This window comes from Rhizobium sp. Leaf262 (assembly GCF_001422245.1).
Lineage (GTDB): Bacteria > Pseudomonadota > Alphaproteobacteria > Rhizobiales > Rhizobiaceae > Agrobacterium.
In genome coordinates this window covers 225,765-237,500 of record NZ_LMMM01000019.1, presented here as the reverse complement: position 1 = coordinate 237,500, position 11,736 = coordinate 225,765, and the positions used below count along the sequence as shown (strand labels likewise).

Here is an 11,736-nt window from a genome sequence, read left to right as displayed (position 1 = left end):
AAAGTACTTCGTGATCGCAGCAGTCAACGACGTCTTGCCGTGGTCAACGTGACCGATCGTGCCAATGTTGACGTGCGGCTTGTTGCGCTCAAACTTGCTCTTTGCCATGTGAATTGCTTCCTGTGAACGTGAAGTAGTTTCCCCGGCGAACCGGTTTGGTGTCGCCGTTTAAGGCTTTGCAAGCGAATGCGCAAGACTTAATTGTCGGCGCACGCTTTGCGCGCCTTAAAGCGACAGGATCGCAGCTATATGGTGAGCGAAAGCTGCAGCGTCAATGCAGTTTAAATGTGCATAGGCGCGATAAACACGCGTCCAGTCTTTACGGAGACCGGTTTCATGTCATATTGGACGATACGTCCGCCCGGGGGAGACGAACGACCGTCAAGGCTGCGTCATGTCGAGCCCGTCATTTCAGCCGTTGTCGTTCACGGCATCACTTCATATCCGCTTCGGGATTTGCCATGGAAATTTTCACTGCTGCCGGTTTTACGGCATTTCTTCAGGTCATAGCAATAGACCTAGTGCTCGCGGGCGATAACGCTATCGTTATCGGTCTTGCTGCCGCCGGACTTCCTGCTCATCTTCGCCGCAAAGCCATTCTGGTCGGCATCATTGCCGCGACGGTTCTGCGTATCGCCTTTGCGGCATTGACCGTACAGTTGCTGGCGATCGTCGGCTTGCAGCTCTTCGGCGGCCTTCTTCTTGCTTGGGTCTGCTGGAAGATGTGGAGCGAACTTCGAGAGCAGAACAATGCTGGCGAAGAGGTCACAGACGAAGAAGCGGACCTGACCAAGGGACACAAGACGTTCTTTCAGGCAGCCACGCAGATCGTCATCGCCGACGTATCCATGTCACTGGATAACGTTCTCGCCGTCGCAGGCGCCGCGCAGGATCACGTCACGGTTCTTATCATCGGTCTGGTCGTCTCCATCGCCCTGATGGGCCTTGCAGCCAACTTCGTTGCGAAACTCCTGCATCGCTACCGCTGGATTTCCTATGTAGGCCTGCTCGTCATTGTCTATGTCGCGCTGAACATGCTTTATCATGGCGCAGTCGAGGTCTGGCCATACATACAGCCCTATTTCGCCTAACACGTTGAAATATTTTCTACATAACAAAGCCCGGCAGTCTCGCGATTGTCGGGTTTTTCTTTGGGAACTGTCTAATACGACGCCGGGGGCAATCGCGGCAAATCGCCCCGGCATAGACCGCAAGTCGTAAAATTAGCCCCTACCTTTTCATGGTTGCCGTCAGCCTCGGGCAAGCATAGACAGCCACTAAGTTCGACATAACTAATAAATATAAGGCTGTCTGAACAATGGCTTATGACTGGTCCGGCGGACGCACCCGGCGCTTTCGACGTTTCAAACTCGGCATGGCCTTCGGCCTGCTTCTCCTGTTGGCGCTTGCCATACAGGCTTTCTTCGGCGCTTTTGGATAGTCGCCTTCAATCCGCCAATACGGGCGCGTTGACGTTTGACGCGTCCGAAAACGTACCGGCAGGACAGCTATCGAACACGACGCCGGTAAAAAGCGTGGCGACACCGTCTACATAACGATAGCACTTTCCCATCTCAGTGATTTTGGCAAAACCGTCGCCGCGCTTTACGCGGTACACCATCTGAAACGGTTCGCCTGACAGAACCGAATCGTTTATGCCCTGCGCGACATGAGGCTGATCTTCCTCATGGATCAGGGCCATCATACGCGCCGCGGGGAGACCTGTATTCAGCTCCTCGATGGTAAAGCCCATAATCTTCGCGAAGTTCTCGTCGCCCCAAAAAACGTTCAGATGAACATCCCAGGCATAAAACCCACCATGGTTCAGAGCGACATAACGTTGAATTGGTGTGCTATCACGCATTTTCAATCCTGGGTATAATCGCATCCAATATGCCCGATGTCGCGGTATCTGGGAACCGCATGGCAGAGCATAATTCACTCTTTTTTCTTAGAATTTAGAATAAACGAATTTGTTCCACATATTTGTATCGAAGGGTTGTTATTTCGATTTGTCGATCAAACCTGTATTTTTCTCGAGATGTTCCCGGCAGTTCCTCTCGTGCCAAGTCCGCTCGGATTGAAGCATCTATTATATGCTTAAAGCTTAATATTGACGCTTGGGCGCGGAGTCGGACGTCGGCTCATCCCTGCCCCCTATCCTACTCCATATCACCCTCATTCTCATTTCCGATATCAAAACATAATCCCACCGCTTGACTCTTTAGCAGGCTGGAACATAATAAGAACATCACTTAAGCAGACGCGCGCTTTTCCAAAATACGTTGCGGCTACAGCTCTGAAACATGGAGATCGAGAACGTGCGTCCTGAAAACAGAAAGGTCCCAATCGAGGTGGCAGATTACATTCTGCAATGTCACGACGGAGATGCAAAAGCCGCAATCGAGGCGATGCAGGACGAAATCGAGCATCTGCAACATCAGTTGAGCCTGGCGGTCGTTGCGATGGGACGCGGTTATACAAGGGGGTGGGTTCCAAATGGGGATCGCAATGCCGATTCATCGAATGTGAAGGCAACGTTTTCACAGCCTGCGCGTTAACATCGTTCACGACACAATTCCCTCGAAAGCCAAGGTGCTGCAGATGACCGACCCAGAGCCAACAAAAGCGAAGCGGCCTTCATCCGCACGAGATTTCGACACAGTGAAGTTGGTCGCAACAGAGCTGGAACAGAAAAGAATTACCGGTAACAGAGAAAAATCCAAGATTTTGAAGGCGGCACGCCTGCACAAGCTGGAAAATCAATAGCCGTCATCGAACTCCGATTTCAGGCAAAAGTTCAAAGCTTCGGCCATCAGTTCTCACCGGTTTTAACGGTGGCGGATTTGAAGGCAGAGGCTTTTGTGTATTGAAGGTCGTCTGCGCAGCTTCAACCTCTGGGCAACCTCTTCAACGACGTGGTTTGGCGAATGGCGACCTTGCGCTACGCAAAGATCATCCGCGATCCGTCATTTCACAATCGGGGTGCGGTAAGCCATTACGATCTTCAAACCGACAAAAACTTGCCGCGCGAAAGCACGTTCATAAAGAACAATGGCGACATAATTTTTTAATATGATTTTGGAGCGGGTAGCGGGAATCGAACCCGCGTATTCAGCTTGGAAGGCTGCTGCTCTACCATTGAGCTATACCCGCGGCGGTGGTTCGATCCGTGCAGAATGGTGGAGGAAGTTGGATTTGAACCAACGTAGGCTGAGCCAACGGATTTACAGTCCGTCCCCTTTAACCACTCGGGCATTCCTCCAGTATTCTGCGAGGATCAAGCGACCAAGCTTCAGCAGATTTCCGTCTCGGCGCGTTGCCGTTTCGTCGTCTGTGGCCGCGTATATGACTGCCCTCGCCGCGTCTGTCAACACGATGCGTGTCGAAATTTCAGGAAAAATTCGAACAGAGTCATAGGCCTGTGGATTATCGAGACACGCCGCTCCTGACACCACAGGCTTTTCGTGTGACAGGCGCCAAACCGTCAAAAGAATGTGGCTTGATATGGCAAAGGAATAGCCGACGCTCCTGTGTGGGTACTGGTGCGGGAGCACCGCTAGCGATATAAGGCGGCATGAGCAAAGACGATCCCAACGACAAATCCACCCGCGACACTCACTATGCAACGCTGCGCCGTGCGGTGCGCGATGCCAAACGTGAACGTGGCGAAATCCCGACGCCCGCATTTCAAAAGCGCAAGCCCAAGGGCGGAGAGGACTGGAAGCCGCCGCAGCTGGCACCAGATCAGGTGCATCTTTATGGTCTTCACACGGTACGCGCCGCGCTAGCCAACACGGAACGGCAGATCGTCAAGCTGTCTGTGACCCAGAACGCCCTCGCTCGTCTGGAAATCGGTACGGCTGAAGAACAGCCCTTCCCGGTCGAAATGGTTTCACCTCAAGACATCGACAAGGTTCTCGGCCCAGATGCCATCCACCAGGGTGTCATGTTGGAAACAAAGCCGCTTCCCGTACGCAAACTTTCCGCTCTCAAGGACAGCCCGCTGATTCTTGTGCTGGATCAGGTAACCGATCCGCACAATGTCGGAGCCATCATGCGTTCGGCAGTGGCGTTCAATGCCGGTGCGTTGATCACGACCATGCGTCACAGCCCGACGGAATCAGGCGTTTTGGCCAAGTCGGCATCCGGCGCTCTGGAACTGATCCCTTACATCCAGATCACGAACCTTGCCGATGCATTAGGCGAACTCCACAAGCTCGGCTTCACATCCATTGGACTCGATTCGGAGGGCCCGGCTCCCATCGAGCAGACCTTCCAGGGCGACAAGATCGCTCTCGTTCTGGGTGCCGAAGGCAAGGGCCTTCGCCAGAAGACCCGAGAAACGGTATCTGCCCTTGCGCGGCTCGATATGCCGGGCGAAATAAAATCACTGAACGTTTCCAACGCCGCGGCCATCGCGCTTTATGCAACGCGTCAGTTTCTGGCCAGGGCGTAAGTCGACTTTTTATCAAACCACTTTTCACGGGGGTCATAATGCCAGAACAGATCAAGCCAACCGGCGAACTCACGCTTCGCACACTTGCCATGCCTGCGGACGCCAATCCGGCGGGCGATATTTTTGGCGGTTGGGTCATGTCGCAGATGGACTTGGCCAGCGGTATACGCGCCGCGGAGCGGGCCCGCTGTCGCGTGGTCACGGCAGCGGTCAAGGAGATGGCATTCGAGCTGCCGGTCAAGATCGGCGACACACTCTCCATCTACACGGATATTTCCCGGGTCGGTCGCACGTCGATAACACTGACCGTGGAAGCATGGGCTCAGCGCTCCCGTTATGATGCCCTCGAGAAAGTGACGGCGGGAACCTTCATCATGGTTGCCATGGATGCTGAAGGCAAGCCGACGCCCATCATCAACGCCTGAACCGAGCGAGCGCCCGACAACATGCCGCGGCGCTCGTTCTCACACTTTTAGAAACGCTGAAGACCTGTCGAAGCTCAACCCTGGAAACACGCCGTTGGTCAGCGCTTCGCTGCCCACGTCGAACTGCCGGTACAACATGGCAGCTGCGAGTTCGCGAACATCGCCAGTCGGGTTCAGGTCGCGGTCATCCAGCAGCTTCCCCTCGTCCAGTCCGGGCCAGTTGCCGAGCACACGACCACCATCGATACCGCCGCCCGCCAGAATCGCGGCACCTCCCGTGCCATGGTCTGTGCCGCCCGTACCGTTTTCACGAACCGTGCGCCCAAATTCTGTCATGGCGAGAACGACGGTTTTTTTCCAGACATCCGGCCCGAGTGCGTCCTTCAGCGTCGTCAGCGCGATGGTCAAATCCTTGACCGTGCGGGCAAACTGGCTTTTCTGCCCAGCGTGCGTGTCCCAGCCATCGACGGAAAAACTGGCGATACGGTAATCCTCGCGCAACAGCCCGCCCGCCAGTTTGGCAACGTCGCGAATACCCTGCCCGCGCTTTTCATCCTGAAACAGTTGTTCGGCGGACATGTCGGTACGAAGTGCTTCGATCAGGACACGGTTGAAGTCCGCGTCGTTGGCATAGAGGCGTTTGAAAAAGGCGACATCGTCCGCACCCATGGTCATATTGGATGTCGAGGCCCAGACATCGGCCTCGTTTGGTCCCGACAAAATCAACTCCATCGACGTGTTGATATCGATGGCCTTGCGATCTTCGGATCGAGGAATGGAGGACAATGCCCGGTTCAGCCAGCCGGTGCGTTCGCCGTGCACATGCTCGGCCCCGCTTTCCAGCATATCCTGCCCGTCGAAGTGACTGCGCTGATCGCGATAGGGTGTGGACACGGCGTGCACGAAAGCAAGTTCCTTGGCCTGCCAGAGCGGCATCAAGGGCTGAGCGGCCGGATTGAGGCCGAAATGTCCGTCGAGGTCGATCAGTCCGCTTTCCGGCGTCAGCGCCAGAGTTGGACGAAAACCGGCGAATGCGGCGTCTCCGTAGGGCTGCACCAGATCGAGACCATCCATCGCCCCACGCAGAACGATCGTGACGAACCGGTTGTCGCCCGGCATCGCGGCGAAGCTGACAGGCGAAAACATCGGCACTGCGGCAGCGCAGCAGGCCGTGGCGAGAAAGCTGCGGCGGCTTATGAGCATGTCTTGTGAGAAGGCCATTGATCCTATCTCCTGTTGAATTCGGGCGAAGACAGCGCCAGCGTCATGCCACTAACCCGGCTTGGGGCCTGGCTGACGACGCGAATGGTATCGTCCCGCGCCATATCGGCCATCGCGACTTCCAAAAGCCGTTTCGGCTCCATATCACCGCCCAGTGACTCCGATGCTTTTCGCGCCCATAAGATGCGTTCGCTCATCTGGCTGGGAGAAAGCCATGACGCCACCCCCTCTTCGAACCCGGCGGGGCTCGGTGGTTGCCAAACCGGTTGACCCATCCGCCGCAGAGCGGCGAGCGTAAGGGCACGAGCGAGGCTCTGCTTGGGCTTCGGTTTCTGCATGGGTTCGGTGGCCGGCTTGGTATCATTGGTCATCGTCATCTGATCACCGTCCGCCTTCATGCCGGCCCCTTCCTCGCCCTTCATGGCGGGGGGCGGTGTCGATGCCATCGGAGCGCCATCTTCGTCACCATCCGGAGACAATCGATCTCGCCAGTTTTTCTGAGAGACCCCGAAGGCGCGCAGACCGGAAACGACGTAGTCGAAAGGCAGCTTCATCTTCCGGTTTGGCTCTTCCCAAGCCTGAGGATGATCAAGCATGGCGGCATAGACCTTGATGAGATGGCCCTTGCTCGCCTTCCATTCCTCCACCATCGCAGTCATCACATCGGGTGGCGGCTCGTCAGCGATGAAATGCGCCGCCAGCTTTCGGCAAACGTGCACCGCCGTTTCTTGTCGTGTCGCCAGATCGTCCAGCATATCAAGACAGTCATCGGCAGTGCGCTTGTTTCCACCGTAGGAAACACCCAGCACCTTGATCCGCCCTGGCTCCGCCATGCCGGGCCGAAACAGCATTTCGTTGCGGTCGTCCACGGTCATGCCGGTTAACACCAGCGCTGCGGATTTGACATCGCTCTGGGTGTAGCCGCTGCCGGCCCCCATGGTGTGAAGCTCCAGCAATTCGCGTCCGAGATTTTCGTTCAGGCCCTTTTTGTTTTTTTCGGCTGCTGCCGATTGCGGACCGGCGGAGCGGTTTTGATCCAGATAGATCAGCATCGCCGGGTGCAGCACCGCCGCCTGCAGCAGGTCACGAAACGATCCGGCCAGATGTGGACGTATCGCCTCAACCTCGTAGAGTGGGGTGATGAGCCGCATCGGCACCGCCTTGCGGGCATTGACGGAAAAATGATCGCTCCAGAAAGACGCCAGCCTTTCGTGAAATCCGTAAGGCGAGAAAACCGCCTGCATGACCCGTGCCATGCTGTCGCGTTGAAAACTCTGCTCGGCTTTCTGCTGTATGATCTTGCGACCGTCGCGATCGAGTTCGCCGCCATTGTTGCGGGCACTCGTCGCGATCAGCCGGTCTGCCAGGTCGTCGGATCGCTGCCGTGCTTCAAACGGGCCGCCCACCGGGAAGACCGTTTCCTTCAGCGGCGCATCGGCAAGCTGCACCAGCAGATCGTCTGCATTCCGGGTCATGACCTGGCCGGGCGAGAGCCCGTAACCATAGCGGATCGCCGCCATCGTTGGAGAAAAAGGAGCCATTCCAGCCACTCCTGCCAACATGAAGATGCTGGAAAGAATCTCAATGAATTCCGGCAAAAAAGTTGCGGGATCGTGGCGTTTTTCCGACATGGACAATTTGTAATTCGGCCACTCTGACGCAGTGACAATGCGGAGAAACTGTGGCACTCCACCGGCATGAGGTTCATTCGCAAAATCATGCAGGATCAAAGTTCGGCAAGTGCTGTGGCACTGCTGGCACTTTTGCTGTTTTTGCTTCAGGGCCTGGCCAATGGCGTCGCCCATGGCAGTATGGCGGCCATGGCGCTGCAGGCGGATGGCATCATCTGTTCCAGTCACGCGCCGGATGGTGCCGCCGGGAAACAAAACCCCGCGCCCCAAAAGGCCAATGACTGTTGCGGGACCCTTTGCCGCCTTGCATCGACATCCGCTGCAGCACTTCTGGTCACCCCGACCGAACTGGTCGGACGTGAAGCACCGAACGTTGAAATCAGATTCTTCCATGCCGGCACGACAAGCCCGCACAGGACGATCAACCGGGAATCGCAACCCCGCGGCCCGCCCGCCAGTCCGCAAAGCTGAGAAACAACACGGCCCGAAGCAGCACTGCGCAAAGCGCAATACTGGTCGGTCGCTATCCCTCATCTTCCTTGCGGAGACATCTCATGTCCGTGACAACCTCTTACGAACGAGAGCGCGCACCTGCGCAATCGTCTTCCATCAATCTTTATCGCGCCGTCTGGCGCTGGCATTTCTACGCAGGCCTTTTCGTTCTTCCCTTCATGATTTCGCTGGCCATTACTGGCGCACTATATCTATTCAAGGATGAAATAGACGGCATCATCCATGCCGATCTGAAGCGGATCGAGGCGCAGCAGACTGCCTCACCCGCCAGCCCGTCCGCCATTGTCGCATCAGCACTGGCAGCGGTGCCCGGCACTGCCGTCAAATACACGACAGCGACCGACCCTGGCGCTTCAACGGAAATCACAGTCAACACGGCAGATGGCAAACGCGCCGTTTACGTCAATACTTACACGGGTCAGGCTCTTGGCTCCCTGCCGGACCGGGGCACCGTCATGTGGACCATACGTTACATCCACAGCCTGAAATATTTCGGGACATTCGCCCGTTATTTCATCGAAATCGCGGCGGGCTGGTCCATCCTTCTCGTTGCTACGGGGATCTACCTGTGGTGGCCACGCCAGCAGACAGGCGGTGTCATTACCGTGCGCGGCACGCCGAAAAAGCGCGTCTTCTGGCGCGACACCCATGCCGTGACGGGCATCTTCGTCGGCTTCTTCATCGTCTTTCTTGCCATCACCGGCATGCCGTGGTCCGGCGTCTGGGGCGCCAAGGTCAACGAATGGGCCAATGGCAACAATTTTGGCTATCCAGCCGGCGTGCGGGTGGACGTTCCCATGTCAGGGCAGCATCTGAACGATGTGGCCAAAACGTCGTGGTCGCTGGAGCAGGCGCAGATACCGCAATCCAGCACTCATGACCACGGTCAGCATATGGATATGGGCGACACCATGGCTCCGATGGACAACCAATCGTCCACGCCACCGATCGGCATCGACAAGGCCGTGGCCCGCTTCAATGCGCTTGGCCTCCAGCCCGGCTACACCGTTGCCCTTCCGACCACGCCGACCGGTGTTTACAGCGGCTCCGTCTACCCGGACGATCTGGCGAAGCAGCGCGTCGTGCATCTGGACCAATATAGCGGCGAACCCCTGATCGACATGAGCTATGCCGATTACGGCCCGCTCGGCAAGGGCTTGGAATGGGGCATCAATGTTCACATGGGCCAGGAATACGGTCGCGCCAACCAGATCGTCCTTGCCCTCGCCTGCCTTGGTATCGTCCTGCTCGCCATTTCAGGCGGCATCATGTGGTGGAAACGCCGCCCCAAGGGCTCAATGGGCATACCACCCATGCCGCAGAGGAAACGCACTCTTTACGGGCTGGCAGCTATTCTTGGCATCGGCGGTATAATCTTTCCGCTGGTCGGCATGAGTCTGGTGATGATGTTGGTGCTGGATTGGCTCTACATGCGCGTCAGAGAACGACGCGCAACATGATCAGGTCACGGCCCGGATTCGTCCGGGTCGAGACGCGGCATTCAAATCCAAAGCCGGTTACGCTCCTGAAGCTACGTGTTCGAGAAACACCTATCTCGGCACAGACGACGACCGTGGTTCAAGCGACCTCATATCGCTTGCACACCCGGTCGTGCGTCGTTCGGTACGTCCGAAATCCGATCGCCTCGTAATATGCCTGGCCCAACGCATTGTCCGCTCCGATGCTGGCATCGATATCCCGCAAACCGTGGTCCTGTGCAGCCGCAAGCGTGGCACGAAACAGTGCCGAGCCAACGCCACGCCTTGCCGCCCTCGGGCTGACGTGCGTTCCAATGATGCCCCAGCCTTTTGCAATGCCGTAAGGATTATCCCCTGTCGACAGTTGCAGCGACTGAAAGCCCAGAAGACCGCCATCGTCATCAACAGCGACGACGCACTGGATGCGATGGTGATTGGCAATGTAGTGGTTCATGACCGTGTCTTGGTCAGTCGGCGCAGAGCGCAGACCGGCTGCAAATATCTCGTTTTGCACGGTCGCCATGCCTTCGGCATCATCCGCTGTTGCTGGCCTGATTATCATGCGATCTTCCTTCACCGAACCGATCAGCCATCCAGACCGCAGAGGTCCAGAAACTTGCGATACTCGTTCTTCATGTCATCGAACCTGAAGAGGGCGGAATGGCCGTTCTCACCGGCGAATTCCAGATAACCCTTTGCGTCGGCCATGCGCCTCAGGTGGTCTGCAGCTTCTTTTCCTTCGAAACCGACATATTCAGCTATACGCTGATATTTTCTCTTATCTGTGGTCTCACCGTACATCATCGTGACGCGCTGCGCTTTGGTCTGATCCCGGCCCACACCGAAATCGACGCCAATGGCAAAGCCATCAGGCTTTTCCTTCGGAACGCACATGAACATCACCATCACGTCCCGGCCATCCCATGAGGTTACCTGCTGCGTCAGGCCGCTTCCAACTCTACCGCCGCTCGTGAAATTCGGAAGAAGCGAGGTCGCGCCGGTGGCCTTGTTCTGCCATTTGGGCGGGCCCAGATCGGTATTCGCCTCGAAATTCAGGGTCAGTTCCCGCCAGTCCTCATACTTATCCGCAAAGGCGGACAAGTCGTAGGGAGAGCAGCGCAAGACAGCTCTTCGTGCCGTCTCCGCGTAGACTTTGAACACCGGCTCTTCCGAGTGATTGGCCACAGACACGGCCTTGACCGATCCGTCCCTGTTGAGTTCGGCCTTAAGAATAGGATGCACCACCGAAGTCTCGCTCGGCATGCTCCAGCAAGCGGCGACTTGCGGTCCAAAAGCAGCAGATATGCGCGGGTCCGTCTCTTTGGCCAGTGACGGACCGACAATAGAGAGGGCTATCGCGGTGGCGAGAACCGCCGTAACAGACGTGATATGCAATGTTGAAGTCCTCCCGTTAGGACCGGAACAGAAACGACGCGCCGAAGGCGATCAGCGCAAAGCCGATCACGTGGTTGATCGTCAGGCTTTCCTTCAGCCAGAACACCGAAAACAGCGCGAACACGGTGAGCGTAATCACTTCCTGCATCGTCTTCAACTGCGCCGTCGAGTAGACCTCGGAGCCCAGGCGGTTGGCGGGCACGGCAAGGCAGTATTCGAAGAAAGCGATGCCCCAACTCGTCAAGATCGCGAAGAATAGCACGCTGCCCTTGTGCTTGAGGTGTCCATACCATGCGAAAGTCATGAAGACATTCGAGGCAATCAACATGACAACCGGCCAGATGTGCGCAGGGGTTATGGAAAAAGGCATGACAGACCTTTGAAAATGGGAGGGAATAATCGTGCAAGAGGGGAACCTGTTCCGGCTTGCGGCGTATTGCTTAGCGCAGGACGCAGCAAACGGGAACAGGATTTTTGACGCGCCCTTTACCGGATGGTGAGAGCGCGTGAAGAACGCAAGACATCGAAAGAGGTTCCAGCGCGCAGAACGTTTCCTGTTTGTACTCATTTTTTAAACCCCGCCCCTTCACTTTCAACAGGACTCCCTCCATATT

At 56.6% G+C, this 11,736-nt stretch carries 15 protein-coding genes and 2 tRNA genes; 8 read left to right on the top strand and 9 right to left on the bottom strand.

Features of this window, described 5'->3' with window-relative positions; genetic code table 11:
- A partial coding sequence (locus tag ASF29_RS24205) for a GTP-binding protein (RefSeq protein WP_156386499.1) occupies positions 1-108 on the bottom strand: 108 nt, incomplete at its 3' end.
- A gap of 353 nt (positions 109-461) precedes the next feature.
- On the opposite strand from ASF29_RS24205, the gene ASF29_RS21110 reads away from it, so the two are divergent.
- Complete coding sequence (locus ASF29_RS21110; protein ID WP_062452624.1) at positions 462-1,091, top strand: TerC family protein; 630 nt, start codon at positions 462-464, stop codon at positions 1,089-1,091.
- Between the two features lie 227 nt (positions 1,092-1,318).
- Positions 1,319-1,441 carry a hypothetical protein gene (locus ASF29_RS25070; protein WP_280136434.1) on the top strand — a complete coding sequence of 41 codons (123 nt, stop codon included), beginning with the start codon at positions 1,319-1,321 and terminating at the stop codon, positions 1,439-1,441.
- A 6-nt stretch (positions 1,442-1,447) separates the two neighbouring features.
- Here the strand turns inward: ASF29_RS25070 and ASF29_RS21105 are convergent, their stop codons facing one another.
- Entirely contained in the window at positions 1,448-1,864 is a 417-nt protein-coding gene (locus ASF29_RS21105) for a PAS domain-containing protein (protein WP_062452623.1), read from the bottom strand.
- 442 nt (positions 1,865-2,306) lie between these two features.
- On the opposite strand from ASF29_RS21105, the gene ASF29_RS21100 reads away from it, so the two are divergent.
- Entirely contained in the window at positions 2,307-2,561 is a 255-nt protein-coding gene (locus tag ASF29_RS21100; protein WP_062452622.1) for a hypothetical protein, read from the top strand.
- A 43-nt stretch (positions 2,562-2,604) separates the two neighbouring features.
- Positions 2,605-2,769 (top strand): hypothetical protein, encoded by a 165-nt coding sequence (locus ASF29_RS24555; protein WP_156462769.1) that lies wholly within the window; start codon positions 2,605-2,607, stop codon positions 2,767-2,769.
- Positions 2,770-3,082: 313 nt separating this feature from the next.
- Here the strand turns inward: ASF29_RS24555 and ASF29_RS21095 are convergent.
- A tRNA-Gly gene (locus ASF29_RS21095) sits at positions 3,083-3,156 on the bottom strand.
- Between the two features lie 24 nt (positions 3,157-3,180).
- Positions 3,181-3,265: transfer RNA gene (locus ASF29_RS21090), tRNA-Tyr, on the bottom strand.
- Between the two features lie 312 nt (positions 3,266-3,577).
- Between ASF29_RS21090 and rlmB the strand changes: the two genes are divergently transcribed.
- Both rlmB and ASF29_RS21080 read left to right on the top strand, forming a co-directional pair.
- Positions 3,578-4,459, top strand: a complete 882-nt coding sequence (rlmB, locus tag ASF29_RS21085; RefSeq protein WP_062452621.1) for a 23S rRNA (guanosine(2251)-2'-O)-methyltransferase RlmB — start codon at positions 3,578-3,580, stop codon at positions 4,457-4,459.
- A gap of 38 nt (positions 4,460-4,497) precedes the next feature.
- The gene (locus ASF29_RS21080; protein ID WP_062452620.1) at positions 4,498-4,884 is read left to right on the top strand and encodes an acyl-CoA thioesterase; all 387 of its coding nucleotides are present in this window, start codon (positions 4,498-4,500) and stop codon (positions 4,882-4,884) included.
- A 39-nt stretch (positions 4,885-4,923) separates the two neighbouring features.
- Here ASF29_RS21080 and ASF29_RS21075 read toward each other — a convergent pair whose 3' ends face one another.
- A complete protein-coding gene (locus tag ASF29_RS21075) occupies positions 4,924-6,105 on the bottom strand; it encodes a DUF1501 domain-containing protein (RefSeq protein ID WP_062452619.1) in 1,182 nt (393 codons plus the stop codon).
- Between the two features lie 5 nt (positions 6,106-6,110).
- Positions 6,111-7,646 (bottom strand): DUF1800 domain-containing protein, encoded by a 1,536-nt coding sequence (locus ASF29_RS21070; protein ID WP_062452650.1) that lies wholly within the window; start codon positions 7,644-7,646, stop codon positions 6,111-6,113.
- A 177-nt stretch (positions 7,647-7,823) separates the two neighbouring features.
- Between ASF29_RS21070 and ASF29_RS21065 the strand changes: the two genes are divergently transcribed.
- A complete protein-coding gene (locus tag ASF29_RS21065) occupies positions 7,824-8,207 on the top strand; it encodes a DUF2946 family protein (RefSeq protein WP_244473616.1) in 384 nt (127 codons plus the stop codon).
- 83 nt (positions 8,208-8,290) lie between these two features.
- The gene (locus ASF29_RS21060; protein ID WP_062452617.1) at positions 8,291-9,709 is read left to right on the top strand and encodes a PepSY domain-containing protein; all 1,419 of its coding nucleotides are present in this window, start codon (positions 8,291-8,293) and stop codon (positions 9,707-9,709) included.
- Positions 9,710-9,827: 118 nt separating this feature from the next.
- Here the strand turns inward: ASF29_RS21060 and ASF29_RS21055 are convergent, their stop codons facing one another.
- From ASF29_RS21055 to ASF29_RS21045, 3 genes are read right to left on the bottom strand one after another with little or no spacing between them, the layout of a single operon-like run.
- Positions 9,828-10,289: a GNAT family N-acetyltransferase gene (locus ASF29_RS21055; protein ID WP_062452616.1), complete on the bottom strand. Its 462-nt coding sequence runs from the start codon at positions 10,287-10,289 to the stop codon at positions 9,828-9,830.
- A 23-nt stretch (positions 10,290-10,312) separates the two neighbouring features.
- Entirely contained in the window at positions 10,313-11,122 is an 810-nt protein-coding gene (locus ASF29_RS21050; protein ID WP_062452615.1) for a hypothetical protein, read from the bottom strand.
- 16 nt (positions 11,123-11,138) lie between these two features.
- Complete coding sequence (locus ASF29_RS21045) at positions 11,139-11,492, bottom strand: DMT family protein (RefSeq protein ID WP_062452614.1); 354 nt, start codon at positions 11,490-11,492, stop codon at positions 11,139-11,141.
- Positions 11,493-11,736 lie beyond the last annotated feature (244 nt).

What these genes read in the sequence shown, in the direction of transcription:
- ASF29_RS21105 (WP_062452623.1), bottom strand. Translation starts at nt 1,864, where the DNA reads ATGCGTGATAGCACACCAATTCAACGTTATGTCGCTCTGAACCATGGT.
- rlmB (WP_062452621.1), top strand. Translation starts at nt 3,578, where the DNA reads ATGAGCAAAGACGATCCCAACGACAAATCCACCCGCGACACTCACTAT.
- ASF29_RS24555 (WP_156462769.1), top strand. Translation starts at nt 2,605, where the DNA reads ATGACCGACCCAGAGCCAACAAAAGCGAAGCGGCCTTCATCCGCACGA.
- ASF29_RS21055 (WP_062452616.1), bottom strand. Translation starts at nt 10,289, where the DNA reads ATGATAATCAGGCCAGCAACAGCGGATGATGCCGAAGGCATGGCGACC.
- ASF29_RS21060 (WP_062452617.1), top strand. Translation starts at nt 8,291, where the DNA reads ATGTCCGTGACAACCTCTTACGAACGAGAGCGCGCACCTGCGCAATCG.
- ASF29_RS21110 (WP_062452624.1), top strand. Translation starts at nt 462, where the DNA reads ATGGAAATTTTCACTGCTGCCGGTTTTACGGCATTTCTTCAGGTCATA.
- ASF29_RS21080 (WP_062452620.1), top strand. Translation starts at nt 4,498, where the DNA reads ATGCCAGAACAGATCAAGCCAACCGGCGAACTCACGCTTCGCACACTT.
- ASF29_RS21100 (WP_062452622.1), top strand. Translation starts at nt 2,307, where the DNA reads ATGGAGATCGAGAACGTGCGTCCTGAAAACAGAAAGGTCCCAATCGAG.
- ASF29_RS21065 (WP_244473616.1), top strand. Translation starts at nt 7,824, where the DNA reads ATGCAGGATCAAAGTTCGGCAAGTGCTGTGGCACTGCTGGCACTTTTG.
- ASF29_RS21075 (WP_062452619.1), bottom strand. Translation starts at nt 6,105, where the DNA reads ATGGCCTTCTCACAAGACATGCTCATAAGCCGCCGCAGCTTTCTCGCC.
- ASF29_RS21045 (WP_062452614.1), bottom strand. Translation starts at nt 11,492, where the DNA reads ATGCCTTTTTCCATAACCCCTGCGCACATCTGGCCGGTTGTCATGTTG.
- ASF29_RS25070 (WP_280136434.1), top strand. Translation starts at nt 1,319, where the DNA reads ATGGCTTATGACTGGTCCGGCGGACGCACCCGGCGCTTTCGACGTTTC.
- ASF29_RS21070 (WP_062452650.1), bottom strand. Translation starts at nt 7,646, where the DNA reads ATGGCTCCTTTTTCTCCAACGATGGCGGCGATCCGCTATGGTTACGGG.